Annotated in this window: 25 protein-coding genes; 20 read left to right on the plus strand and 5 right to left on the minus strand. The window is 72.2% G+C overall.

Annotated elements, in window-relative coordinates; genetic code table 11:
- Positions 1-265: 265 nt before the first annotated feature.
- The 3 genes from smc to BR85_RS04375 are packed head-to-tail and all read left to right on the plus strand — an operon-like array spanning position 266 to position 5,224.
- Positions 266-3,775 carry a chromosome segregation protein SMC gene (gene smc / locus BR85_RS04365; RefSeq protein ID WP_028495427.1) on the plus strand — a complete coding sequence of 1,170 codons (3,510 nt, stop codon included), beginning with the start codon at positions 266-268 and terminating at the stop codon, positions 3,773-3,775.
- A 16-nt stretch (positions 3,776-3,791) separates the two neighbouring features.
- On the plus strand, positions 3,792-4,664 hold the full coding sequence (ftsY, locus tag BR85_RS04370) for a signal recognition particle-docking protein FtsY (protein WP_028495428.1): 873 nt from the start codon (positions 3,792-3,794) through the stop codon (positions 4,662-4,664).
- A gap of 59 nt (positions 4,665-4,723) precedes the next feature.
- Positions 4,724-5,224, plus strand: coding sequence for a DUF2004 domain-containing protein (locus tag BR85_RS04375; protein ID WP_028495429.1), 501 nt, complete (start codon positions 4,724-4,726; stop codon positions 5,222-5,224).
- A gap of 16 nt (positions 5,225-5,240) precedes the next feature.
- On the opposite strand, the gene lipA is transcribed toward BR85_RS04375, so the two are convergent.
- Together lipA and lipB are read right to left on the minus strand one after the other, a co-directional pair.
- Positions 5,241-6,272: a lipoyl synthase gene (gene lipA / locus BR85_RS04380; RefSeq protein ID WP_028495430.1), complete on the minus strand. Its 1,032-nt coding sequence runs from the start codon at positions 6,270-6,272 to the stop codon at positions 5,241-5,243.
- Positions 6,269-6,934: a lipoyl(octanoyl) transferase LipB gene (gene lipB, locus BR85_RS04385; RefSeq protein ID WP_028495431.1), complete on the minus strand. Its 666-nt coding sequence runs from the start codon at positions 6,932-6,934 to the stop codon at positions 6,269-6,271. Before lipB ends, lipA begins: the two co-directional genes overlap by 4 nt.
- Positions 6,935-7,007: 73 nt before the next feature.
- Here lipB and BR85_RS04390 point away from each other — a divergent pair, with 73 nt between their 5' ends.
- Together BR85_RS04390 and ffh are read left to right on the plus strand one after the other, a co-directional pair.
- Positions 7,008-7,997, plus strand: a complete 990-nt coding sequence (locus BR85_RS04390) for a TetR family transcriptional regulator (RefSeq protein WP_036272223.1) — start codon at positions 7,008-7,010, stop codon at positions 7,995-7,997.
- Positions 7,998-8,009: 12 nt separating this feature from the next.
- A complete protein-coding gene (gene ffh, locus BR85_RS04395) occupies positions 8,010-9,557 on the plus strand; it encodes a signal recognition particle protein (RefSeq protein WP_028495432.1) in 1,548 nt (515 codons plus the stop codon).
- 18 nt (positions 9,558-9,575) lie between these two features.
- Here ffh and BR85_RS04400 read toward each other — a convergent pair whose 3' ends face one another.
- On the minus strand, positions 9,576-10,739 hold the full coding sequence (locus BR85_RS04400) for a glutamate--cysteine ligase (protein WP_028495433.1): 1,164 nt from the start codon (positions 10,737-10,739) through the stop codon (positions 9,576-9,578).
- 184 nt (positions 10,740-10,923) lie between these two features.
- Between BR85_RS04400 and rpsP the strand changes: the two genes are divergently transcribed.
- Genes rpsP through trmD form a run of 4 tightly spaced genes read left to right on the plus strand, consistent with a single transcriptional unit; the run spans position 10,924 to position 12,891 of the window.
- Complete coding sequence (gene rpsP / locus BR85_RS04405) at positions 10,924-11,346, plus strand: 30S ribosomal protein S16 (RefSeq protein WP_028495434.1); 423 nt, start codon at positions 10,924-10,926, stop codon at positions 11,344-11,346.
- A 4-nt stretch (positions 11,347-11,350) separates the two neighbouring features.
- Positions 11,351-11,581 (plus strand): RNA-binding protein, encoded by a 231-nt coding sequence (locus tag BR85_RS04410; protein WP_028495435.1) that lies wholly within the window; start codon positions 11,351-11,353, stop codon positions 11,579-11,581.
- Position 11,582: 1 nt separating this feature from the next.
- Positions 11,583-12,182 (plus strand): ribosome maturation factor RimM, encoded by a 600-nt coding sequence (gene rimM, locus BR85_RS04415; RefSeq protein ID WP_028495436.1) that lies wholly within the window; start codon positions 11,583-11,585, stop codon positions 12,180-12,182.
- Position 12,183: 1 nt separating this feature from the next.
- On the plus strand, positions 12,184-12,891 hold the full coding sequence (gene trmD / locus BR85_RS04420; RefSeq protein WP_028495437.1) for a tRNA (guanosine(37)-N1)-methyltransferase TrmD: 708 nt from the start codon (positions 12,184-12,186) through the stop codon (positions 12,889-12,891).
- Here trmD and map read toward each other — a convergent pair.
- Positions 12,871-13,653, minus strand: coding sequence for a type I methionyl aminopeptidase (map, locus tag BR85_RS04425; RefSeq protein ID WP_028495438.1), 783 nt, complete (start codon positions 13,651-13,653; stop codon positions 12,871-12,873). The genes trmD and map overlap by 21 nt on opposite strands.
- A 52-nt stretch (positions 13,654-13,705) precedes the next feature.
- Between map and BR85_RS04430 the strand changes: the two genes are divergently transcribed.
- The 9 genes from BR85_RS04430 (at position 13,706) to BR85_RS04470 (ending at position 20,831) form a co-directional block, all read left to right on the plus strand.
- Positions 13,706-14,203, plus strand: coding sequence for a hypothetical protein (locus BR85_RS04430; RefSeq protein ID WP_028495439.1), 498 nt, complete (start codon positions 13,706-13,708; stop codon positions 14,201-14,203).
- A 163-nt stretch (positions 14,204-14,366) separates the two neighbouring features.
- Complete coding sequence (rplS, locus tag BR85_RS04435) at positions 14,367-14,714, plus strand: 50S ribosomal protein L19 (protein ID WP_028495440.1); 348 nt, start codon at positions 14,367-14,369, stop codon at positions 14,712-14,714.
- A gap of 163 nt (positions 14,715-14,877) precedes the next feature.
- Positions 14,878-15,633, plus strand: a complete 756-nt coding sequence (lepB, locus tag BR85_RS04440; RefSeq protein WP_028495441.1) for a signal peptidase I — start codon at positions 14,878-14,880, stop codon at positions 15,631-15,633.
- A complete protein-coding gene (locus tag BR85_RS04445) occupies positions 15,630-16,289 on the plus strand; it encodes a ribonuclease HII (RefSeq protein ID WP_028495442.1) in 660 nt (219 codons plus the stop codon). The genes lepB and BR85_RS04445 overlap by 4 nt, the downstream gene beginning before the upstream one ends.
- A gap of 71 nt (positions 16,290-16,360) precedes the next feature.
- On the plus strand, positions 16,361-16,681 hold the full coding sequence (locus BR85_RS04450) for a DUF2469 family protein (protein WP_028495443.1): 321 nt from the start codon (positions 16,361-16,363) through the stop codon (positions 16,679-16,681).
- A 96-nt stretch (positions 16,682-16,777) separates the two neighbouring features.
- A complete protein-coding gene (locus BR85_RS04455) occupies positions 16,778-17,140 on the plus strand; it encodes a YraN family protein (RefSeq protein ID WP_028495444.1) in 363 nt (120 codons plus the stop codon).
- On the plus strand, positions 17,137-18,669 hold the full coding sequence (locus tag BR85_RS04460; protein ID WP_028495445.1) for a YifB family Mg chelatase-like AAA ATPase: 1,533 nt from the start codon (positions 17,137-17,139) through the stop codon (positions 18,667-18,669). Before BR85_RS04455 ends, BR85_RS04460 begins: the two co-directional genes overlap by 4 nt.
- Complete coding sequence (gene dprA / locus BR85_RS04465; protein WP_028495446.1) at positions 18,666-19,856, plus strand: DNA-processing protein DprA; 1,191 nt, start codon at positions 18,666-18,668, stop codon at positions 19,854-19,856. The genes BR85_RS04460 and dprA overlap by 4 nt, the downstream gene beginning before the upstream one ends.
- 54 nt (positions 19,857-19,910) lie before the next feature.
- The gene (locus BR85_RS04470) at positions 19,911-20,831 is read left to right on the plus strand and encodes a tyrosine recombinase XerC (protein WP_028495447.1); all 921 of its coding nucleotides are present in this window, start codon (positions 19,911-19,913) and stop codon (positions 20,829-20,831) included.
- A gap of 79 nt (positions 20,832-20,910) precedes the next feature.
- On the opposite strand, the gene BR85_RS04475 is transcribed toward BR85_RS04470, so the two are convergent.
- Positions 20,911-21,456, minus strand: a complete 546-nt coding sequence (locus BR85_RS04475; protein WP_028495448.1) for a murein hydrolase activator EnvC family protein — start codon at positions 21,454-21,456, stop codon at positions 20,911-20,913.
- A 321-nt stretch (positions 21,457-21,777) separates the two neighbouring features.
- On the opposite strand from BR85_RS04475, the gene rpsB reads away from it, so the two are divergent.
- Entirely contained in the window at positions 21,778-22,686 is a 909-nt protein-coding gene (gene rpsB / locus BR85_RS04480; protein ID WP_028495449.1) for a 30S ribosomal protein S2, read from the plus strand.
- A gap of 68 nt (positions 22,687-22,754) precedes the next feature.
- Entirely contained in the window at positions 22,755-23,582 is an 828-nt protein-coding gene (tsf, locus tag BR85_RS04485) for a translation elongation factor Ts (RefSeq protein WP_028495450.1), read from the plus strand.
- Positions 23,583-23,586 lie beyond the last annotated feature (4 nt).

Here is a 23,586-nt window from a genome sequence, read left to right on the forward strand (position 1 = left end):
AAGAGGACGGAGTCCTCCTGTGCGGACGTCAGCAGGCGGCGCGAGCGCTCAGGCTCGGGAAGGCGCCGAAGGAGCCGGTCCCCGGACGCATGAACGCCGGAGCGAACGCTCCGGTGGTGGCGGTGATGGTCATCATTTCGGGGACCTCCTTTCTCGACTTCAGACGCGATCAGTGACGATAGACCCGACTCGCCCTCCGCGTCAAGAGGGCACGGCGTGCGGTGGGCTACGGTGGACCGGACACTCATGTCGGGAGGCTGGCCGGATGCACCTGAAGAGCCTGACGCTCAAGGGCTTCAAGTCGTTCGCGCAGCCGACCACGTTCGCCCTCGAGCCGGGCGTCACGTGCATCGTCGGACCCAACGGATCGGGCAAGTCGAACGTCGTCGACGCCCTCGCCTGGGTCATGGGCGAGCAGGGCGCGAAGACGCTCCGCGGCGGCAAGATGGAGGACGTCATCTTCGCCGGGACGGCGACGCGCGGCCCGCTCGGCCGCGCCGAAGTGCAGCTCACCATCGACAACAGCGACGGCGCCCTGCCGATCGAGTACAGCGAGGTGACGATCAGTCGCACGCTGTTCCGCAACGGGGCGAGCGAATACGCGATCAACGGCGACACGTGCCGGCTGCTGGACGTGCAGGAGCTGCTCAGCGACTCCGGTCTCGGCCGGGAGATGCACGTCATCGTCGGACAGGGGCGCCTCGACACCGTCCTCCAGGCCTCGCCGGAGGAGCGTCGCGGGTTCATCGAGGAGGCCGCCGGCATCCTCAAGCACCGCCGACGCAAGGAGAAGACCCTCCGCAAGCTCGACGCCATGGAGGCGAACCTCACCCGCCTGAGCGATCTGGCCGGCGAACTGCGCCGGCAGCTGAAACCCCTCGGCAAGCAGGCCGAGATCGCCCGCGAGGCGGCGACCATCGCCGCGGTCGTCCGCGACGCGAAGGCCCGGCTCTACGCCGACGACCTCGTCTCGCTGCGCACCCAGCTCGCCGATCATGCCCGCAACGAGCAGGAGCGGCACGGGGAGCGCCTCGTCCTGCAGGACGAGGCCGAGCAGCTCAAGGTCCGCATCGAGTCCCTCGAAGCGCAGCAGCGATCGGAACTCGTCGACAAGGCCCGCGCCGTCGCGTTCTCCCTCGAGCAGGTCCAGGAGCGGCTGCGGAGCCTGCACTCCCTCGCCGGGCAGCGTCTCGCGCTGCTCGAGGACGACGGGCAGCTCGCGATCGAGGTGGCCACGGTCGGCCAGGCCGCGATCGACGAGGCCCGCGCCGAGATCGACGAGATCGCGAGCGGGCTGGGTGCCGCACAGGATGCCGCCGCGGCGGGGTCGCGTGACGTCATCCGGGCGCGTGCCGAGCTGGACGCCCTCGACGTCGACATCGCCGCGCAGAGCGCCCTGGTCTCCGAGCACGACATGCGCCTGGCGGCATTGCGGGGCACCGCGGAGGCCGCCGCCTCCCGCCTGGACGCCGTCCGCGCCGCCGTGGAACGGCAGCAGCGGGCACTGGATGCGGCCCTGCAGCGCCGCGACGAAGCCGCTGAGGTCCTCGCCGGCGTCGACCCGGACCTGGTGCCGGAGAGCTCCTCGGCCGAGCATGCCGCCGGCTACGAGCGCAGTCAGCGCGAGGCCACCGACCTCGAGGCGAAGGTCGGCGGTCTGCGGGAGCGGCTGCACGCCGCGGAGCGCGAGGTCGAGTCGCTGACGGCCCAGACCGCCGCGCTCGGCCGGGCCCTCGACATCCGCAACGCCGCCGCCGAGCTCATCGCGCGCGGCGGGCGCGGCATCCGCGGACTCGTCGGCGACGCCGTCAAGGTCACCCCCGGCTACGAGGCGGCCATCGCCGCCGCCCTCGGCTCGCTCGCCGAAGGCGTGCTCGTCGACGACGTCGACGCCGCGCTCGAGATGGCGCGCACGGCCCGTGACGCCGACCTCGGCTCCGTCGACATCGCCGTCGCGGCCGGTCGCGCTCTCGCCGACCTGCCGTCCGGCGTACCGGGGGTCGTCCTGGCCCGTGACGTCGTGACGGCGCCGGAGGGTGTCCTCGGCGTGCTCGCCGCCGTGGGGATCGTCGACGACCTCGATGCCGCGCACGCCGCCGGGCGCGCACTGGCGGATCAGGGCGCCGGTCCGGTCACGATCGTCACCCGCGCCGGGGAGATCGTCACGGAGTACACCGTCCGTGCGGGATCGGGTGCGGGACGCTCGCGCCTCGAGCTCGCCGCGGAGCGGGACGCTGCCGCCGAGCGCCTCGGCGAGATCGCCGTCGTCGCCGACTCGCTCCGCGAGGCGCTGGCCGACGCGCAGGCCGCCTGGGACGACGCCCGCCGCCGCACCCGCGAGGCGCTGGAGACCCTCCGCGCCCACGACGCCGCGCTGGCGGCGCACACCGAGCAGGTCAACCGCGCGACCCTCCGCCACGAGGCGGCCCTGGCGGAGTGCGAGCGGCTGGAGGCCGGCGTCCGCCAGGCACAGGCCGCCGTCGCCGACGCCGAGGCCTCCGCGCGCACCGCGGACGCGGCGCTCGCGAAGGCGCAGGACGCGCCGCGTCCCATCCTCGACGCCTCCTCCCGCGACGAGCTCCTCGGGGCGCTCGAGGCCGCCCGCGATGCCGAGATGCGCGCCCGGCTGGACGTCGAGACGCTCAAGGAACGCGTCCGCGCCGGCGAAGCGCGCGTCGCCCAGCTGGAGCGGCAGCGCGAGCGCGAGCGCGCCGCCGCCGAGGAAGCGGCCCGGCGCGCCGTCATCCGCCGCGCCCAGCGCGAGCTCGCCGCCGAGGTCGCCGATCAGCTGCCGCCGCTCCTGGAGTCCGTCGACCGGTCCGTGACCCAGGCACGCGTCGAGCTCGCCCTCGCCGAGCAGTCCCGCACCGCCGTGACGGCGGAGCTGGCGCAGCTGCGCGCGCAGGACGCCGCCGTTCGCGAGCGGCTGAGCCGGCTCACCGAGAGCGTCCACGGCCTCGAGCTCCAGATGCACGAGAAGCGCCTGCACGTCACGAGCCTGCTCGAGCGCGTCGCGTCCGAACTCAGCCTCGACGAGAACATTCTCGTTTCGGAATATGGTCCCGACCAGCCGATTCCGGCCGACACTGAGGACGGCGAGCCCGTCCCGTACGACCGCGACCGCCAGCGCAAGCGCCTCGCCGACGCGGAGCGGAAGCTCGCCCAGCTCGGCCGCGTCAACCCGCTCGCGCTCGAGGAGTTCGCGGCGCTGGAACAGCGGCACGCGTTCCTCACGGAGCAGCTCGCCGACCTGACGCAGACCCGCACGGACCTGCTCACGATCATCGACGAACTCGACGAGCGGATGCAGACGATCTTCCTGGCCGCGTTCGAGGACACCAAGACCGCCTTCGGCGAGGTCTTCCCGATCCTCTTCCCGGGCGGCGCCGGGAGCATCTCGCTGACGAACCCGGACGACCCGCTCACGACCGGCATCGAAGTCGCCGTGCGTCCGGTCGGCAAGAAGATCGAGCGGCTGTCGCTCCTCTCCGGCGGCGAGCGGTCGCTGGCGGCCGTCGCGCTGCTGACGGCCATCTTCAAGGCGCGGCCGAGCCCGTTCTACATCCTCGACGAGGTCGAGGCGGCGCTCGACGACGCGAACCTCGGTCGCCTCCTCGGCGTCTTCGAGCAGCTCCGCGAATCGAGCCAGCTCATCGTCATCACCCATCAGAAGCGGACGATGGAGATCGCCGACGCCCTCTACGGCGTCTCGATGCGGCAGGACGGCGTCTCCGCCGTCGTCGGGCAGCGCGTGCGCGAGCGCGAAGCCGTCTGAACCGTAGGCTGGAGACATGGCGGAGAACTCCTGGTCGCTCGGTCGCGCGCTGCGCGGCATGTTCGTCAAGCCCACGATCGACGAGACGACCTGGGAGGACCTGGAGACCGCCCTGCTGACGGCGGACTTCGGCCCGGATGTCACCGAGCGCCTCATCGACGAGCTGCGCGAGAAGGTGGACCGGTTCCGCACGACCGACCCGCGCGACCTGCAGCGGATGCTGAAGGAGACCCTCGAGGAGCACTTCGCCAAGTTCGACACGACGCTGCGCCTCACCGAGCGCCCCGCCGTCGTCCTCGTCGTCGGGGTCAACGGCGTCGGGAAGACGACCACGATCGGCAAGTTCGCGAAGTACCTGCAGCGCTTCGGCCGCACGGTCGTCGTCGGCGCCGCCGACACCTTCCGCGCGGCGGCCGTCGACCAGCTCGCGACGTGGGCCGAGCGCGGGGGAGCGGCGATCGTGCGTCCTCAGCAGGAGGGCCAGGACCCGGCATCCGTCGCCTTCCAGACCATCGACTACGCCAGGCGCACCGGCACGGAGATCGTCCTCGTCGACACGGCGGGGCGTCTGCACACCAAGGGCGGGCTCATGGACGAGCTCACCAAGATCCGCCGCGTCATCGAGAAGCAGGCGCCCATCAGCGAGGTGCTCCTCGTGCTGGACGCCACGACGGGTCAGAACGGCGTCATGCAGGCGGAGGCCTTCCTCCAGCACGCCGGCGTCACGGGTCTCGTCCTGACCAAGCTCGACGGCTCCGCCAAGGGCGGCTTCGTCCTCGCGGTGCAGGAGCGCACCGGAATCCCGGTGAAGCTGCTCGGCCAGGGCGAGGGCATCGGCGACCTCACAGGCTTCACGCCGCACGTCTTCGCCGCCGCGCTCGTGGACTGATCCGGCGATTCGGCGTGGCCGGGGTCGCGTCCGGGTCGCGAGGCTGGTTTCATGGGCGTATGGCGATCGAGCACGACTACTTCGGACTCCTCGAGTCCGGACCCGACGGATCGATCTTCTGGTCCGAGAGCGTCGACCTCGGCGACCAGAGGGTCACCGTCGACCTGACCGCGCCCGATCAGGACGACGTCTCCGCCGCCGCGCTGGACGTCGCGGCGGCCATGATCTCCTCGATCGAGGACATCGACATGCAGGCGCGCAACGCGATGGTCGACGAGCTCGACGATCGCACGAGCGAGGTCATCGAGTACATCCTGCAGCAGCAGGAGCAGCTGGGCGAGAGCATCGAGGATGTCCTCGTGGACATCTCCGGCGACGTGCACGTGGACATCATCCGGTCGCTGCAGCTGGTGAGCATGACGATCCTCGCCGATGAGCACGGCGGCTCGGACCCCTTCGCGGTCCTCGAATACGCGCTCGACCCGGACGCGACCGACGAGGTCCTCCTCGTCAACCTCACCTCCGACGGCGCGGTCCAGTCGGTCACGAGCGCCGACTGAGCCGCACCGCCCGAGTTCAGACCGCCTGGGCGAAGGTCGCCCCGTCGCGGGCGATGTCGGCGGCGAGGTGGGCGAGGTCCTCGGGGATCTCGCGTCCCTTGGAGAGCATCGACTGCGCCCAGAGACGGCCCGCGCGGTAGGAGGAGCGCACGAGGGGGCCGGCGAGGACGCCGAGGAAACCGATCCGCTCGGCCTCGTCCTTGAACGCGACGAACTCGTCGGGCTTGACCCAGCGGGCCACCGGCAGGTGCCGGGGCGAAGGCCGCAGGTACTGCGTGATGGTGATGATGTCGGTGCCGGCGTCGTGCAGGTCCTGCAGCGCCTGGACGACCTCCTCCGGCTCCTCGCCCATCCCGAGGATGAGGTTGGACTTCGTGATGAGGCCGGCGTCGCGCGCGCGGGTGAGGACGCCGAGGGAGCGGTCGTAGCGGAACGCGGGGCGGATGCGCTTGAAGATGCGCGGGACCGTCTCGACGTTGTGCGCGAAGACCTCGGGGCGCGCGTCGAACACCTCGTCCAGGAGCACCGGGTCGCCGTTGAAGTCGGTGGCGAGGATCTCCACGCCGGTGCCGGGGTTGTCGGCGTGGATGCGCCGCACCGTCTCGGCGTGCAGCCACGCGCCGCCGTCCGGCAGGTCGTCCCGCGCCACGCCGGTGACCGTGGCGTAGCGCAGCCGCATCCGCCGCACGCTCTCGGCGACCCGGCGGGGCTCGTCGGTGTCGTAGTCCGCCGGCTTGCCGGTGTCGATCTGGCAGAAGTCGCACCGCCGCGTGCACTGCGAGCCGCCGATGAGGAACGTGGCCTCGCGGTCCTCCCAGCACTCGTAGATGTTGGGGCAGCCCGCCTCCTGGCAGACCGTGTGCAGCCCTTCCTCCTTCACGAGCGAATGCAGGGCCTGGTACTCGGGGCCGAGCTTCGCCTTCGTCTTGATCCATTCCGGCTTCCGCTCGATCGGGGTCGCGGCGTTGCGGACCTCGAGGCGGAGGAGCTTCCGTCCGCCCGGCGCGGCCGCCGCCGGCGACGCCGGACCGGTGCCGCAGGCGCTCACGCGGCGACCTCCGCCGCGGAGACGCCTGCCGAGACGGCTGACGAGGCGGTGCGGAAGGCGGAGGCGACGGCGTCCACGACGTCGGCGGGGGAGAGGTGGGCGCCCGCGGCCTCGCTGAGCGTCGTGACGCCGGCATCCGAGATCCCGCACGGGACGATCCGGGAGAACGCGGCGAGGGAGTTGTCGCAGTTCAGGGCGAAGCCGTGCATCGTGACGCCGCGCTGCACGCGCACCCCGATCGCGGCGACCTTGTCCTCGGACAGCGGCCGGCGCACCCACACGCCGCTGCGCCCCTCGACCCGGTGCCCCGCCACGCCATAGCCGCGCAGCACGCCGATCAGCACCTCCTCCAGCATCCGGACGTGCGCCACGACATCGACGGGTTCCGGGAGCCGCACGATCGGGTAGCCGACGAGCTGGCCGGGCCCGTGCCACGTGATCTTTCCGCCGCGGTCGACGTCCACGACCGGTGTGCCGTCGGTGGGGCGCTCGTGGCGCGCCGTGCGGGCACCTGCCGTGTAGACGCTCTCGTGCTCCATGAGCAGCAGGGTGTCGGGCCGTTCGCGGGCGACGACGGCGGCGTGGACCTCGCGCTGCAGCGCCCAGCCGTCGAGGTAGGGGACGAGGTCCGGCGCGAGGCCGACCGTCTGGACTTCGAGCATGACGCTCCTCCGGATCGCGGGGACGGGCGTTGATAGACCGCGTCCAACAATACCTGCTCGTTACGATGGGCGCGTGACCAGCGGACGACCCAGGGCCTCCTCGCGCGACACGCTCGCCGACGCCGCCTGCGAGCTGTTCCTCGAGCAGGGTTACGACGCCACGACGGTGACGGACATCACGCGGCGTGCCGGCGTCAGCCGATCCAGCTTCTTCAACTACTTCGGGTCGAAGGCCGACATCCTGTGGGGCGGGCTCGACGAGCGGATCGCGGAACTCGAGGAGCGGCTGCGCGCGGAGGCCGGAGCGGATGCGCCCGGCGACGTCCGCGCCGCGCTGACGGCCCTGGGCGTGACCGTCGCGGCGGACAGCCTCGCCCTCGCCGTGGCCAACAGCGAGGCGATGGGGCTCGTCGACGAGCTGCGGCGGGAGGCCGCGCTCCGGCAGGCGCGCATCGCCGTCGCCGTCGCCGACCGGCTCGAGCGGGCGGGGACGCCCCGCCTGGCCGCCGCCGTGGCGGGATCCGCGCACGCCGGCGCCGTGTGGGCGGCGATCGCGCAGTGGGCCTGTGTCGGCCCGGGGCGGACGGCGCTGCCCGCGCTCCTGGGCACGGCCCTCGCGGCCGCCGCCGTCACTGTGCCCGGCCCGGTCCGCCAGCTCCGCGTCGTCGCCCGCGCGGAGGATTTCGAGGACGCCCTCACCTTCTACCGCGACACGATGGGCATGCGCGAGCAGGACGCGTACGAGGGACCCGCGGGCGCGCGCGTCGCCATCCTGGACGCCGGGCGGGCGACGCTCGAACTCGCCAACGCCGCCCAGGTCGCGCTCATCGATGCCGTGGAGACCGACGGAGACGCACCGAGCGAGCCGATCCGCATCGGGTTCGAGGTCTCGGACACCGCCGTCGTGACCGACGCGCTCGTCTCCGGGGGCGCCCGGCTGGAGGCGGCGCCGCGCGTGACGCCGTGGCGTTCCGTCAACGCGCGCCTCCGCGCCCCGGCCGGACTGCAGGTCACGATCTTCCAGGAGCCCGCAGCGGAATCGGGCGCCGACGCGCGACGGTAGAATCGTCGGATCATGGCGACTTTCGGCACCCTCTCCGACCGGCTCACCGAGACCTTCCGCAACCTCCGCAAGAAGGGGCAGCTCACGCCCGCGGATGTGGACGGCACCGTCCGCGAGATCCGTCGCGCGCTCCTGGACGCCGACGTCGCGCTGACCGTCGTCAAGGAGTTCACGGCCAAGGTGCGCGAACGCGCGCTCGGCGACGAAGTCAACCGCGCGCTGAACCCGGCGCAGCAGGTCGTCCAGATCGTCAACGAGGAGCTCGTCGCGATCCTCGGCGGCGAGCAGCGGCGCCTCCAGTTCGCGAAGAACCCGCCCACGGTCATCATGCTCGCGGGCCTGCAGGGCTCCGGAAAGACCACCTTCGCCGGCAAGCTCGCGCGGATGCTGCAGAAAGACGGCCACACGCCGCTCCTCGTCGCCGCCGACCTGCAGCGCCCGAACGCGGTGAACCAGCTGCAGGTGGTCGCCGGGCAGGCCGGCGCCGCCGTCTACGCACCGGAGCCGGGCAACGGCACCGGTGACCCCGTCCGCGTCGCCCGCGACGGCGTCGAGACCGCGCGACGCCAGCAGCACGACGTCGTCATCATCGACACGGCGGGCCGGCTCGGCGTGGACGCGGAGCTTATGAAGCAGGCCGCCGACATCCGCAAGGCCACCGACCCCGACGAGGTCCTCTTCGTCATCGACGCGATGATCGGCCAGGATGCCGTCAACACGGCCAAGGCCTTCCAGGACGGCGTCGACTTCACCGGCGTCGTGCTGAGCAAGCTGGACGGCGACGCCCGCGGCGGCGCGGCGCTGTCCGTGGCATCCGTCACGGGACGTCCCATCATCTTCGCTTCCACGGGCGAGGGCCTGGACGACCTCGAAGCGTTCCACCCGGACCGCATGGCGAGCCGCATCCTCGACCTCGGAGACATCCTCACCCTCATCGAGCAGGCGCAGGCCGCGTTCGACGAGGAGGAGGCGCTCAAGGTCGCCGAGAAGCTCGCGACGGAGCAGTTCACCCTGGAGGACTTCCTCGGCCAGCTGCAGCAGATGCGCAAGATGGGCTCGATGAAGAAGATGCTCGGCATGCTGCCGGGCATGGGCCAGATGAAGCAGCAGCTCGAGGACTTCGACGAGCGCGAGATCGACCGCACCGAGGCGATCATCCGCTCGATGACCCCGGGGGAGCGCCGCAACCCCAAGGTCCTCAACGGCTCGCGGCGCCTGCGCATCGCCCGGGGCTCTGGCATGACCGTCACCGACGTCAACGCGCTCGTGAACCGCTTCGAGCAGGCCGCGAAGATGATGAAGACCGTCGCGCGCGGCGGTGTCCCCAACATCCCCGGCATGGGCCCCATGGGCGGCAAACCCGGCGCCTCCAGCAAGCGCGGCAAGCAGGCCAAGAGCCGTTCGGGTTCGCGGTCCGGCAACCCCGCCAAGCGCGCGGCGGAGAACGCCGGCATCGCGGCTGCGGCGCCCACGGGCTCCGGCTTCGGGCTCGGCGGCGGTGCGCCGCAGCCGACCGAGGCGGACCTCGCCGAGATCCAGAAGCTCTTCGGCAAGGGCTGAGCCTCAGCCCGCCGGGCGTCAGGGACGCAGCGTCGCCAGGTGGTCGCGCAGGGTCGGGCCCGCGCGGAACTCGCGGATGAGGTGCTGGACGACTTCCCGGAGATCGCCCTCCGCAGCGTCGGCCACCCGCAGCTGTCGCGCGTAGCTCGCGCCCTGCTCGACGATCGCACCGAGGCCCGCGAACTCGCGTGCGCAGTGCAGCTCCTCCGCGACCGGCATGAGCCGCTCCATCGTCTCGCGCAGGTGATCGGTGACGAGACGCTGCGTGCCGTCGTGGTCCACGATCACGCGGGCGTCGAGTCCGTACCGGGCCGCCCGCCACTTGTTCTCCCGGATGAACCAGGGCTGGATGGTGGGGAGTTCGCGGCCCTCGTCGAGCTCACGCGAGAAGTGCTCGACGAGCACCTGGACGAGGGCGGCGACGGCGGCGAGCTCGGGAAGGGTCGACATGCCGTCGCAGGCACGGATCTCGATGGTGCCCCAGCGCGGGGCCGGCCGGATGTCCCAGCGGACCTCCGTCGCGTCCTCGATGACCCCGGTGCGCACCATGTCCTCGAGATAGCCCTCGTACTGGCTCCAGTCGGCCAGGGGCCAAGGGAGCCCCGCCGTGGGCAGCTGCTGGAAGACGAGCGCACGGTTGGAGGCGTATCCGGTCCGGTCGCCGGCCCAGAAGGGGCTGGATGCCGAGAGGGCCTGCAGATGCGGGAGGTACACCGCCAGCGCGTTGATGATCGGGAACACCTTGTTGACATCGTCGACGCCCACGTGCACGTGGATGCCCCAGATCATCATGTTGCGCCCCCACCACTGGGTGCGCTCGATGAGCTTGTGATAGCGCGTCTTGTCGGTGATCTGCTGGTCGTACCACTGCGCGAACGGATGGCTGCCGGCGCACAGCAGCTCGAGTCCCATCGGGTCGGTGACCGTGCGGACCGTGGCGATCGCGTCGGCGATGTCGTCGACGGCCGCCGCCACCGTGTCGCCGACGCCGCTCGTGACCTCGATGGTGTTCGTCAGCAGCTCGCCGGTCACGGTATAGCGTTCCAGCGCGGTCGGCTCCTCGACCTGCGCGATGAGGTCGGGCGCGCGAGGCGCGAGGTCGCCCGTCGCCCCGTCGGCGAGCATGATCTCCCATTCGAGCCCGACCGTGGAGCGGGCGGATGTCGCAAACGGCACCGTCATCCGCTCAGTCTGACACGGCGCGCGGCGGCCGGTTCGCGGCATCCGTCCGGATCTGGCAAAATGGATCCTTGGACCACCCGCTCGACCCTCTAATCCGGCGGGGCGCGTCCACCCAGAGCTCCCGCCGGGTGTGCACCCCACGCTCCAGGCGACGTTCATCACCTCTTACACATTCAGGAGAATTGTGGCTGTCAAGATCCGTCTCAAGCGCCTCGGCAAGATCCGTGCGCCGTACTACCGCATCGTCGTCGCGGACTCGCGCACCAAGCGCGACGGTCGCGTCATCGAGGAGATCGGCAAGTACCACCCGACCGAGGAGCCCTCGTTCATCGAGGTCGACTCCGCGCGTGCGCAGTACTGGCTCTCCGTGGGCGCCCAGCCGACCGAGCAGGTCGCGGCGCTCCTCAAGCTCACGGGCGACTGGGGCACCTTCAAGGGCGACGCGAACGCCGTCTCGACGGTGAAGACCGCCGAGCCGAAGGCGGCCTTCTCGGTCGACGCCGGCAAGAAGTCGGTGCTCAAGCCCCAGGCCAAGAAGGCCGAGGCTCCCGCCGAGTCCAACACCTCCGACGCCGAGGCGCCCGCCGCCGAGGCCGACGCAGAGTAATCCGTTGCTGGCCGCCGCGCTCGAGCACATCGTCAAGGGGATCGTCGATCACCCCGACGATGTCACCATCAACGCCTCCTCGTCGCCGCGAGGCGACGTCCTCGAGGTGCGCGTGCACCCCGATGACCGGGGGCGTGTGATCGGGCGCGGCGGACGCACGGCCAAGGCGCTGCGGACGCTCGTGTCCGCACTGGCCGACGGAAAGCGCGTCCGCGTCGACGTCGCGGACGACTGAGATGTCCGCTGCGAAGCCGGCCCGCACGCAGCTGCGTGTCGGCCGTCTTGTCAAGGCGCACGGGCTCAAGGGCGCCCTCAAGCTCGAGCTGTACACCGACGACCCGGACGGGCGCTTCGTACCCGGCGCCGAGTTCACCCTCCAGGTGCCGGAGTCCTCGCCGTGGCACGGCAAGACCGTCACGGTCCGCGAGTTCCGCTGGATGAACTCGCACCCCGTCGTCTTCTTCGAGGACATCGACGACCGCGACGGCGCCGAGTCGATCGTGCGCGCGATCCTCTGGATCGATCAGGACGACGCGTCCGCGCCGGCCGAGGAGGACGCCTGGTACGACCACCAGCTCGTCGGACTCGAAGTCGTCCGCGACGGTGCGGTCGTGGGGCGCGTCGCGCGCGTCGATCACCTGCCGGCGCAGGACATGCTCATCGTCGCGCCCACCGGCCGCGACGGCGAGATCCTCGTGCCCTTCGTGAAGGCGATCGTGCCCGAGGTCGACCTCGCCGCCGGTCGCGTGACCGTCACGCCGCCTGCCGGTCTCTTCGAAGAGCTGCCGGACGACGAGGACACCGCCCCCGCCGAGGAACCGGCCGACGAGGACTGACGTGCGCATCGACGTCGTCACGATCTTCCCGGCGTTCTTCGACGTCCTCGAGGTCTCCCTCCTCGGCAAGGCCCGCGGCAGCGGCATCCTCGACGTCCGCGTGCACGATCTCCGCGACCACGCGCACGACCGTCACCGCAGCGTCGACGACACCCCGTACGGCGGCGGCGCCGGCATGGTCATGAAGCCGGAGCCCTGGGGCGAGGCGCTCGACGCGATCGCCGCGGACCCCGCCGCCCGCCCCGTGTTCATCTTCCCCTCGCCCGCCGGCGAGCAGTTCACGCAGGCCACGGCCCGCGAGCTCGCCGCGGTGCCCCACCTCGTCTTCGGCTGCGGTCGCTACGAGGGCATCGACGAGCGCGTCTTCGCGTACGCCGCGACGCTCGGCGAGGTGCGCCTGGTCAGCCTCGGCGACTACGTGCTCAACGGCGGCGAGGTGGCCGCGATGGCCATGATCGAGGCGGTCGGCCGGCTCATCCCCGGTGTCGTGGGCAACCCGGAGAGTCTCGTGGAGGAGTCCCACGAGGACGGCCTGCTGGAGTACCCGTCCTACACCAAGCCCGCCTCCTGGCGCGGCCGGGACGTGCCGGACGTGCTCCTCAGCGGCCACCACGGCCGCGTCGCGCAATGGCGCCACGACCAGCAGGTGCAGCGCACCCGCGAGCGACGGCCCGACCTCCTGCCGGAGTCAGTCGACGCCGAGGAATGAGCGGTCGGTCAGGACGATCGGTCCCGCATCGGTGATCGCGACGGTGTGCTCGGCGTGCGCGCCGCGGGACCCGTCCACGCTGCGCAGCGTCCAGCCGTCCGGGTCGGTGACGAGCTCGTCCGTCGTCTGCAGGAACCACGGCTCGAGCGCCAGCACGAGGCCCGCGCGCAGCGGGTAGCCGCGGCCCGGCTTGCCGTCGTTGGCCACGTGCGGGTCGCCGTGCATCTCCCGGCCGACGCCGTGCCCGCCGAAGTCGGTGTTGATGGCGTAGCCGTCCGCCCGGGCGACGCCGGCGATCGCATGCGAGATGTCGCCGATGCGGTGCCCGACGACCGCCGCATCGATCGCGGCCGCCAGGGCCCGCTCCGCGGTGTCGATGATGGCGAGGTCCTCGTCGCGGGGCGTCCCCACGACGAACGAGACGGCGGAGTCGGCGACCCACCCGTCGACGGACACCGCGAAGTCCAGCGAGACGAGATCGCCGTCACGGAGCGCGTAGTCGTGGGGGAGGCCGTGCAGCACGGCGTCGTTGATGGACGTGCAGATGACCTTGCCGAAGGGACTCGCGCCGAAGGACGGGTGGTAGTCGATGTAGCAGGACTCGGCACCCGCGCGGCGGATGAGGTCGTGCGCGCGCCGGTCGATCGCCAGCAGGTTCGTGCCGACCGTGGTCTCATCGCGAAGGGTCGCGAGGACCTCCGCCACGAAACGGCCCGCGGGCCGCATCGCCTCGATCTCGGCAGGCGTGCGCAACTCGATCATCCTGATCCTTTCCTCAGAGACCATTCTGACGGACCGGCGTAGCATCGAAGGCATGTGGCTGAGACGTGCGTTCTACCAATGGCTCCTGCCGGCGGCGCTGATTCTGCCGCTGTGGCTGCTGATCGGCTGGATCGCGTTCAGCGCGAGCGGCTGGGCGCTGCTCTGGGTCATCGTCATCGCCATCCCCTCCGTGCTCGTCGGCCAGGTGCTGCTGACGCTCCTCGCCCGCGCGCGCGGCACGGTCCGGCACACCCGCACCCTGTCGTGGTGGGATGTCGCCGGCTTCGGGCTCTGGCACCTCCTCACCATCGCGGTCGGATTCTTCTCCCCGGCCGCCTTCTGGCCGCTGCTGAGCGCCGCGATCGTGGTCTTCATCGGCCTCGTCTGGCTCATGCTGTGGCAGCTGTTCCGCGAGGCGAAGCCGGGTGCCGTGCTGCAGCGCGCGACGGACGGCGCCCGGTACATCCCGCCGCCCGCGCCGTCCCAGACCCCGCGGGAACCGCACGAGGTGATCGTCGTGACCGAGAAGCGGAGCACCGGCGACGCCTGAGCCGGTTTTGAGCGCACCGTCATCCATGGCAGAATGAATCTTTGTGCCCTGAACAGGCTCTGCCTCAGGGGAGCACGGCGCCGTCTCGGCTGCCAGGGGCACACTCCATCCTTTTCCCTCAACTCTCGCGATCGACCTGTGGCGGTCGCAGGAAGTGACGATCATGCAGATCCTCGACTCCGTCGACGCAGCATCCCTGCGCAACGACATCCCGGTGTTCGCGCCGGGCGACAACGTGAAGGTTCACGTCAACATCACGGAAGGCAACCGCTCGCGCGTCCAGATCTTCCAGGGCGTCGTCATCGGCCGCTCCGGCGATGGCGTGCGCGAGACCTTCACCGTCCGCAAGATCAGCTTCCAGGTCGGCGTGGAGCGCACCTTCCCGGTGCACAGCCCGGTCATCGACCACATCGAGGTCGTCACCCGCGGTGACGTGCGTCGCGCGAAGCTGTACTACCTCCGCAACCTCCGCGGCAAGAAGGCCAAGATCAAGGAGAAGCGCGACCGCTGAGACGCGGCGCGATCACCTCGTGATGCCCCGGGACCGTTCGTCGGTCCCGGGGCATCGCGCTGTCCGACGTGCGCGCGGCGGCACGCGCGGCAGCGCGGATGTGGGACCCTGGTAGGGCGGTCGCGGGGCGACCGGCAGATGTGTGTGCGTGTGAAGGACGGGAATGACTTCGGAGACGACGGCCCCGGCCGCTGATGCCGCGGGCGAACCCGCATCCCCGCGCCGGACGCACCGGTTCTGGCTGCTCGTCCGCGACGTGCTCGTGATCGTGCTCATCGCCGTCGTCGTGTCCTTCCTCGTCAAGACCTTCCTCGTCCGCTCGTTCTTCATCCCGTCCAGCTCCATGGAGCAGACGCTGCAGATCGACGACCGGATCCTGGTGGACGAGCTCACTCCCCGGTTCGGCGGCTACGACCGCGGCGACGTCGTCGTCTTCCGCGACCCGGGCGGCTGGCTGCCGCAGACGCCCGCCCCCGACCGCTCCTTCGCCGTCGAGGCCGTCGACTGGGTGCTCGCCCTCGTCGGGATCTCCGCACCGGACAGCAAGGACCACCTCATCAAGCGGATCGTCGGCGTCGCCGGCGACCATGTGGTGTGCTGCAACGTCCTCGGGCAGATCGAGATCAATGGCGTCCCCGTCGACGAGTCGGCGTACCTCAACCTCGCGGAGGGCCAGAGCGCTCCGGAGGACGTCCCGTTCGACGTCACGGTGCCGGACGGCTCGCTGTGGGTGCTCGGCGACAACCGCGACCACTCCCGCGACTCGCGCTACAACGTCGACCAGCCCTCGCGCGGCTTCGTGCCCGTCGACAACGTCGTGGGGCGCGCGTTCCTGCTCACCTGGCCGCTCTCGCGGTTCGGGTTCATCGACGCGCATCACGATGTCTTCGCCGGCATCCCGGACCCCGGGACGCCATGACCGTCGCGACCCCGAAGCTCACCGTCGAGCGGCGCCTGCTCAAGGAGCACGCCGTCGTCATCGCCTGCGACGAGGTCGGGCGCGGGGCCCTCGCCGGGCCCGTCGCCGTCGGTGCCGCCGTCGTGGACGCCGCGGGCGCCCGCCGCCGGATTCCCGAGGGCCTCCGCGACTCGAAGCTCGTCGCAGAGCACCACCGCGCCGCCGTCGCGGACCGGGCCGCCGGCTGGGTGAACGCCTCCTCGGTCGGGTGGGCGAGCGCCGCCGAGATCGACAGCGTCGGCATCATCCGCGCCCTGGGGCTCGCCGCGCTCCGCGCGATCGCCGACCTGCGCGCTCACGGCATCGTCCCGGAGGACGCCATCGTGATCCTCGACGGCAACCACGACTACATCACCCCGGCGGGGGGTGCCGGGCTGCGCGTCACCCCGATCATCAAGGCCGACCGCGACTGCGCGTCGGCGGCAGCCGCATCCGTCATCGCGAAGGTCGCGCGCGATGCCCTCATGACCCGGCTGCACGACGAGGTGCCCGTCTACCAGTGGGCGCGCAACAAGGGCTACGCGAGTCTCGAGCACCGCGAGGCGATCCGCTCGCACGGGCTGAGCGACCACCATCGCGCGTCCTGGGCGATCGGCGACGCCCCCACGCTCTTCTGACCCGCCCGGCGATGCCGGCGCCGCGACCGGGCGGTGACCTTGCCCTCCCGCGACCCTAGGATGGAAGCACCATGGACGACGAAGTATTCGAGGACTACGACCGCGAACTCGAACTGGCGCTCTACAAGGAGTACCGGGATGTCGTGTCGCAGTTCCAGTACGTTATCGAGACCGAACGGCGGTTCTACCTCGCCAACGAGGTCAACGTCGTCCGCCGGGACACCGAGCACGACTTCTACTTCGAGATCTCGATGCAGGACGTGTGGGTGTGGGACATCTACCGCGCCGACCGGTTCGTGAAGTCCGTGCGCGTGCTGACGTTCAAGGACGTCAACGTCGAGGAGCTGCAGCGCCGCGACTTCCAGCTCCCCGAGGAGCTCTCGCTCGACTGAGCATCGCCTCCTGCACAGGATGCCGCCGCAGCGGCCTCCTGCACGGATCCGGGACCCCGCGCCCTGACGAGGTGACCCGCTCGGGACGCTGTCGTCATGGCATTGAAGGACGAGCGGGGCCGAGCCGGTGAGGACCGTGCGGCGTCGTACCTGCGGGGCGGCGGATACCAGATCCTCGACCGCAACTGGCGCTGCCCCGCGGGCGAGATCGACATCGTCGCGGCGTCGCGGGAGGACCTCGTCGTCGTCGAGGTCAAGACGCGGCGGACGGAGTGGTTCGGGCATCCCTTCGAGGCCGTCGACGCGCGCAAGCGCGCGCGGCTGTGGCGGCTCTCCTGCGCGTGGATCGCCGCGCATCCGGCTGCCGCGCGGGGCAGGCGGCTGCGCCTGGACGTCATCGCCATCACGGGAGAGGATCCCGCCACCGCTGTCCTCGAGCACATCGAGGACCTCGCGTGAGCCTCGGGCGGACGTGGTCGGTGGCGCTCACCGGGCTCGTCGGCGACGTCGTCGAGGTCGAGGCCGACCTGTCGAACCAGACCCCGGGGTTCGCGATCATCGGGCTGGCCGACAAGGCGATCTCCGAAGCGCATCAGCGCGTGCACAACGCGTGCGCGAACAGCGACCTCGCCCTGCCGCGGCGCCGGCTGACCGTGAACCTCTCGCCGGCGAGCCTGCCGAAGCAGGGCACGGGGCTCGATCTCGCGATCGCCCTCGCGGCGCTCGCGACCGAGCACCCGATGGACCGGGACTCGCTCGCCGGCGCGGTGCACCTGGGCGAGCTGGGCCTCGACGGGCGTCTCCGGCCAGTGCCCGGCATCCTGCCGGCCGTCCTGGCCGCCGCCCGGGCGGGCTTCCGCCGTGTCGTCGTCCCGCATGCCTGCCGCTCCGAGGCGGAGCTGGTCGACGGCGTCGAGGTATTCGGCGCCGCGAGCCTCCGCGACGTCGCGCGCTGGCACGGCCTCGACGTCGCGGAGGTGGAGGAGGAGCCCGTCCCGTCCGCCGCCGCCGCACCGGAGGCGGAGACGGAACCGCCCGAGCTCGCCGAGGTGGTCGGGCAGCGCGACGCCGTGGATGCGCTCGTCGTCGCCGCGGCGGGCGGTCACCACCTCCTGATGAGCGGGCCGCCCGGCGCCGGCAAGACGATGCTGGCGCGGCGGCTCCCCGGCATCCTTCCCGATCTCGACGACACCGCCGCGCTGCAGGTGGCCTCGATCCGCTCGCTCGCGGGGCTTCCGGTCACGGGGCTCCCGCGCACGCCCCCGTTCGAAGCCCCGCACCACAGTGCGAGCGTCGCCGCGCTCGTGGGCGGCGGGAGCCGCGTCGTCCGCCCCGGCGCGATCGCCCGCGCCAGCGGCGGGGTCCTCTTCTTGGACGAGGCGGGGGAGTACAGCGGTCACGCCCTGGACGCTCTGCGTCAGCCCCTCGAGTCCGGCCGGATCGAGATCCACCGTGCGGGCTTCCGCGCCGCGTTCCCCGCACGGTTCCAGCTCGTCCTCGCGACGAACCCGTGCCCGTGCGGCGTGTACGGGGTGCCGGGTGGGACCTGCGTCTGCCCGCCGATGGCGATCCGGCGCTACCTCTCGCGGCTGTCCGGTCCGCTGCTGGACCGCATCGACATCGAGTTGGCCATGCAGCGGGTGTCCCTCGCGCAGATCACCGGGGCGGGCGGCGGCACGGAGACGACCGCCTCGGCGCGGGCACGCGTCGCGGAGGCGCGCTCCCGCGCCGCCCACCGGCTCCGTGAGACCCCGTGGCGGACGAACGCCGAGGTGTCCGGGGCGTGGCTGCGATCGGGACCGCTCGCGCCGGAGCCGCTCATCCGTCGCCCGCTGGATGCCGCGCTGCACCGCGGGTCGCTCACGCTGCGCGGGTTCGACCGCGTGCTGCGCGTGGCGTGGTCGGTGGCGGACCTCGCGGGGCGCGGCCGGCTCGAGGTGCCGGACATCGGCCGAGCGCTGTACCTGAAGAGAGGGACGCACGCATGAGGGGTACCGATCTGTCCATCGCCGCGGCGCGTGCGGCGCTGCGGGGGAGCCCCGGTGCACGGGGGGCCGGGGAGGACGAGGATGCCGCGCGGGACCGGTTCGCGCGGGGCATCTGGTCGGCGCTCACCGAGCCGGGCGACGGCACCGGCGGCGCGTTGCGCGACCGGTGGGGCGCCGCCGAGGCGCTCGCCATCGCAGTGCTGACGGACGGGCGCGAGGCGGAGGCCGCGGAAGCCGGCGTCGAGCCCGCCAGCCTGAAGAAGGCGAGGGAGCGCTGGCATCCCCGCGTCGAGGGCGTGGGCGAGACCTTCGCCGCCGCACGGCGCGCCGGAGCCGTCCTGCTGACGCCCGCCGATCCGCAGTGGCCCGCGGGCTTCGACGACCTGGGACCGCACGCGCCCGTCGCGCTGTGGACCCTCGGTGCGCCGGAGCGCCCGCTGACCCCGGGATCCGCCGTCGCGCTCGTCGGGGCGCGGGCGGCGACGGCGTACGGCGAGCACGTCGCGATGGAGCTCGCCGCAGAGCTGGGCGCGACGGGGACGACGATCGTGTCCGGCGCCGCGTACGGGGTCGACGGCTCCGCGCATCGCGCCGCCCTCCGCGTCGACGGGCTGACGGTGGCGCTCCTCGCCGGTGGCGTCGACCGCCCGTATCCCGCCGGCCACAGCGACCTGCTCGACCGCATCGCCCGGACGGGCGTCGTGGCATCCGAGGTGCCCTGCGGGTCGACGCCGACCAAATGGCGCTTCCTCGCGCGCAACCGCCTCATCGCCGCCGCGGCACATGCGACCGTCGTCGTGGAGGCGGGATGGCGCAGCGGCTCCCTCAACACCGCGCACCACGCGGCGTCCCTCGGGAGACCGCTGGGAGCGGTGCCGGGTCCGATCACGAGCGCGGCGTCCGCGGGATGTCACCGGCTGCTGCGGGAGGCCGACGCGCAGTGCATCACCGCCGCCGACGACGTACGGGAGCTCCTCGGGCTGCCCGTGACGATGTCAGCGGACGACGGGGGACGCACCGACGACCGGACGCGGGTCGTCGACGCGCTGGGCGTGCGCGTCGCCCGCTCTGCGGAGGAGGTCGCGCGGCGCGCGGGCCTCTCCGCCGGTGACGCCGCCGCGCTCCTCGGGCTCCTCGAGCTCGAAGGCCGCGCATCGCGCGGCGTCGACGGGTGGCGGCGGTGCTGACCGGCGCCGGAGGGTCGCCGCTCGCACGCCGGGCGGGCGGGGCATGCTGGACGCATGCGCATCTCCGCCGCGGTCGCCGCGTACACGGCACACCTCGCCGACGTGCGCCGCCTCTCGCCCGCGACGGTCCGCGCCTACCGCGCCGACCTCGCCGACCTCACCCGCTCCTGCGGCGACCCCGAGATCGCCGACGTCGACCTGGAGACGCTGCGCGAATGGCTGTGGACGGCGACCAAGCGGGGCGATGCACGCGCGACGATCGCGCGCCGCACGGCGTCGGCCCGCGGGTTCTTCGACTGGGCCGTGGAGACCGGACTGCGGGGGACCGACCCGAGCCTGCGCCTGGTCGCACCCAAGCGGGGCCGCACCCTCCCACACATCGCGACGGCGGGGGCCATGGCATCGCTGCTGGACGACGCCCGCACCGTGGCGGACGAGGAGGGTGATCCCCTCGCGCTCCGTGACGTCGCGATCCTCGAGCTGCTGTACGGCGCGGCGCTGCGCGTCTCGGAGCTCTGCGGTCTGGACCTCGACGCCGTCGACCGCGACCGCCGCACGGTGCGCGTCGTCGGGAAGGGCTCGAAGGAGCGGATCGTCCCGTTCGGGGCGCCCGCAGGACGCGCCCTGGACGCCTACCTCGTGCGCGGGCGGCCGGCGCTGCTCGCGCGAGGGACCGGCCCCGGAGCCGGGCCCCGTGCCTCGGCGATCTTCCTCGGCGCCCGCGGCGGACGGATCGGACCGCGCGCCGTGTACGACATCGTCGCCCGGACGGTCGGCCCCGTGGTCGGCGCCGGTGCAGTCGGTCCGCATGCGCTGCGCCACTCGGCCGCGACGCACCTGATCGACGGCGGCGCCGACCTCCGTGCCGTGCAGGAGCTCCTCGGCCATGCGAGCCTGGGCACGACGCAGATCTACACGCACGTCTCGGCCGAGAAGCTGACGGCCTCCTACCGGCTGGCGCATCCCCGCGCCTAACGTGCGTCCGGTGCGGGCGCGGGCTCCGTCGAGAGCAGAGCGCGCCGCGCAACCGCACCGGGCGGACCGATCGGCCACGTCAGCAGCAGGGGAGCAGGATCGCCCGCGGCAGGTCGCCCAGGAGCAGCATGGGGTTGATGTACTCGCCGTGTTCCCGCACCCCGAAGTGCACGGCGCCGGGGGCGGCGTGCCCGCCGTGCCCGATCGACCCGACCGGGTCGCCGGCGGCGACCCGCGTGCCCGGCACCGGCATCCCCGACACGGGTTCCAGGGTCGTGACGAGGCCGCCCCCGTGGTCGATCGTCACGACGCCGCGCCCCGCGACGGGCCCCGCGAACGCGACGACGCCCGCGGCGGGGGAGCGGACCAGGTCCGCGCCCGCCGACTCCAGATCGATCCCGCGATGGCCGGGGCCGTACCGGTGCGCGGGGGCCGCGTAGGGACGGGTGATGCGGAAGGAGTCCAGCGGCCAGCGCCAGCCGGCGAGTCGCGCGGCCTCCGCGGCGCCGCGCTCCGGCGGCGCGGAGGGCTCCCCGCCGCCCGCGACGGCGGGCGGGACCGCGGCGGGTCCCAGGGCCAGGAGGACGGCGACGGCGGCCGCTGCGGCACGGGCCGAGAAGGTCATGCCGGGAGCCTGCTCCGGCCGCCGCTCCGGGCGGATCCCGCAGCGGTGATCGGTGGACGAGCGGATGCCCCGCCCTGCGGGGCAGGAAGCGCCGTGACTGATACACTGAACGACGCACCTCGCTTGTCGGGGTGACTCCGCGTGCCCACAGCGCGTGCGGCGATCCGCAAGGACAGTCGCGGCGTGGCATCCCACACCCCAGGTCTCGCACCGCTCCGGCGGACGAGCGGGTGTGCGCCGGGCACCAGGCCCGCCGACCTTCCGGTCCGGCGAGAACAACCGAAACAGGGCGCGCCCGCGCGCCAGAACAGGAGAACGGCCATGGCCGTCGTCACCATTCGCCAGCTGCTCGACAGCGGCGTCCACTTCGGGCACCAGACCCGCCGGTGGAACCCGAAAGTCAAGCGCTTCATCCTCACCGAGCGCTCCGGCATCCACATCATCGACCTGCAGCAGTCGCTGGCCTACATCGACCAGGCCTACGAGTACGTCAAGGAGACGGTCGCGCACGGCGGCACCATCCTCTTCGTCGGCACGAAGAAGCAGGCCCAGGAAGTCATCGCCGAGCAGGCGACCCGCGTCGGCCAGCCCTACGTCAACCAGCGCTGGCTCGGTGGCCTCCTCACCAACTTCTCCACCGTCAGCAAGCGCCTCGCGCGCATGAAGGAGCTCGAGGAGCTCGACTTCGAGAACCCCTCCGAGAGCGGCTTCACGAAGAAGGAGCTGCTGCTCAAGAAGCGCGAGCTGGACAAGCTGCACAAGTCGCTCGGCGGCATCCGCAACCTCCAGAAGACGCCGTCGGCCATGTGGGTCGTCGACGCCAAGCGCGAGCACCTCGCCATCGACGAGGCCAAGAAGCTCGGCATCCCCGTGATCGGCATCCTCGACACGAACGCCGACCCGGACGAGTTCCAGTACCCGATCCCCGGCAACGACGACGCGATCCGCTCGGTGGGCCTGCTCACCCGCATCATCGCCGACGCCGCCGCCGAGGGCCTCATCCAGCGCCACCAGCCCACCGACGAGTCCGCCGAGGCCGCTGAGCCGCTGGCAGACTGGGAGCGTGAGCTCCTCGAGTCCGCTCCGGCCGAGGCCGCTTCCGAGGCGCCCGCCGCCGACGCCGAGACCGAGGCTCCGGCCGAGGCCCCCGAGACCGAGGCTCCGGCCGAGGCTGCCGAGACCGAGGCTCCGGCCGAGGCCGCTGCCGACGAGGCCCCCGCAGCCGAGTAAGTCGTCGCCCCGGCGGGCGTGACCCGCCCGCCGGGGCTCCCACACCACGAACCAAGGAGCCACCACCCATGGCAAACTTCACCATCGCCGACATCAAGGCGCTGCGCGAGCAGCTCGGCACGGGCATGGTCGACACGAAGAAGGCGCTCGAAGAGGCCGACGGCGACCTCGAGAAGGCCGTCGAGATCCTGCGCCTCAAGGGCGCGAAGGGCAACGCGAAGCGCGCCGACCGCTCCACGAGCGAAGGCCTCGTCGCCGCGACCGAGCAGAACGGCGCGGTCACGATGATCGAGCTCGCCTGCGAGACCGACTTCGTCGCCAAGAACGACCGCTTCATCGCCCTCGCCGACAAGGTGCTCGCCGCGGCTGCCGCTGCCGGTGCCGACTCGGCGGAGGCCGCCCTCGCCGCCGACGCGAACGGGCAGACGGTCGAGCAGCTCATCTCCGACGAGGCCGCCATCATCGGCGAGAAGGTCGAGCTGCGGCGCGTCCGGACGCTCACCGGCGACGCGTTCCAGGTGTACCTGCACAAGACGAGCAAGGACCTGCCCCCGCAGGTCGGCGTCGTGGTCGCCTACACGGGTGCCGACGCCGAGACGGCTCGCTCCATCGCGCAGCACATCTCCTTCGCGAACCCCTCCTACCTGTCCCGCGACGAGGTCCCCGAGGCCGACGTGGAGAAGGAGCGCGAGATCGTCACCGAGATCTCCCGCAACGAGGGCAAGCCCGAGGCGGCCCTGCCGAAGATCGTCGAAGGTCGCGTCAACGCGTTCTTCAAGCAGGTCGCCCTGCTCGACCAGGACTACGCGAAGGACAACAAGCTGTCCGTCGCGAAGGTCGCGCAGGACGCCGGCATCACCGTCACCGGCTTCGCCCGCTTCAAGGTCGGCGCGTAGTCGT

It is taken from the genome of Microbacterium sp. UNCCL10 (assembly GCF_000746195.1).
In the GTDB taxonomy this organism is placed as follows: Bacteria; Actinomycetota; Actinomycetes; order Actinomycetales; family Microbacteriaceae; genus Microbacterium; species Microbacterium saccharophilum.

Bases quoted from the DNA above. Each gene is read 5' to 3' on its own strand.
- rimM (WP_028495436.1), top strand. From the start codon at position 11,583: ATGTCCGCTGCGAAGCCGGCCCGCACGCAGCTGCGTGTCGGCCGTCTT.
- tsf (WP_028495450.1), top strand. From the start codon at position 22,755: ATGGCAAACTTCACCATCGCCGACATCAAGGCGCTGCGCGAGCAGCTC.
- lepB (WP_028495441.1), top strand. From the start codon at position 14,878: ATGACTTCGGAGACGACGGCCCCGGCCGCTGATGCCGCGGGCGAACCC.
- ffh (WP_028495432.1), top strand. From the start codon at position 8,010: ATGGCGACTTTCGGCACCCTCTCCGACCGGCTCACCGAGACCTTCCGC.
- rpsB (WP_028495449.1), top strand. From the start codon at position 21,778: ATGGCCGTCGTCACCATTCGCCAGCTGCTCGACAGCGGCGTCCACTTC.
- BR85_RS04445 (WP_028495442.1), top strand. From the start codon at position 15,630: ATGACCGTCGCGACCCCGAAGCTCACCGTCGAGCGGCGCCTGCTCAAG.
- lipB (WP_028495431.1), bottom strand. From the start codon at position 6,934: ATGCTCGAAGTCCAGACGGTCGGCCTCGCGCCGGACCTCGTCCCCTAC.
- map (WP_028495438.1), bottom strand. From the start codon at position 13,653: ATGATCGAGTTGCGCACGCCTGCCGAGATCGAGGCGATGCGGCCCGCG.
- BR85_RS04475 (WP_028495448.1), bottom strand. From the start codon at position 21,456: ATGACCTTCTCGGCCCGTGCCGCAGCGGCCGCCGTCGCCGTCCTCCTG.
- dprA (WP_028495446.1), top strand. From the start codon at position 18,666: ATGAGGGGTACCGATCTGTCCATCGCCGCGGCGCGTGCGGCGCTGCGG.
- BR85_RS04400 (WP_028495433.1), bottom strand. From the start codon at position 10,739: ATGACGGTGCCGTTTGCGACATCCGCCCGCTCCACGGTCGGGCTCGAA.
- BR85_RS04375 (WP_028495429.1), top strand. From the start codon at position 4,724: ATGGCGATCGAGCACGACTACTTCGGACTCCTCGAGTCCGGACCCGAC.
- BR85_RS04455 (WP_028495444.1), top strand. From the start codon at position 16,778: ATGGCATTGAAGGACGAGCGGGGCCGAGCCGGTGAGGACCGTGCGGCG.
- rplS (WP_028495440.1), top strand. From the start codon at position 14,367: ATGCAGATCCTCGACTCCGTCGACGCAGCATCCCTGCGCAACGACATC.
- smc (WP_028495427.1), top strand. From the start codon at position 266: ATGCACCTGAAGAGCCTGACGCTCAAGGGCTTCAAGTCGTTCGCGCAG.
- BR85_RS04470 (WP_028495447.1), top strand. From the start codon at position 19,911: ATGCGCATCTCCGCCGCGGTCGCCGCGTACACGGCACACCTCGCCGAC.
- BR85_RS04430 (WP_028495439.1), top strand. From the start codon at position 13,706: ATGTGGCTGAGACGTGCGTTCTACCAATGGCTCCTGCCGGCGGCGCTG.
- ftsY (WP_028495428.1), top strand. From the start codon at position 3,792: ATGGCGGAGAACTCCTGGTCGCTCGGTCGCGCGCTGCGCGGCATGTTC.
- BR85_RS04450 (WP_028495443.1), top strand. From the start codon at position 16,361: ATGGACGACGAAGTATTCGAGGACTACGACCGCGAACTCGAACTGGCG.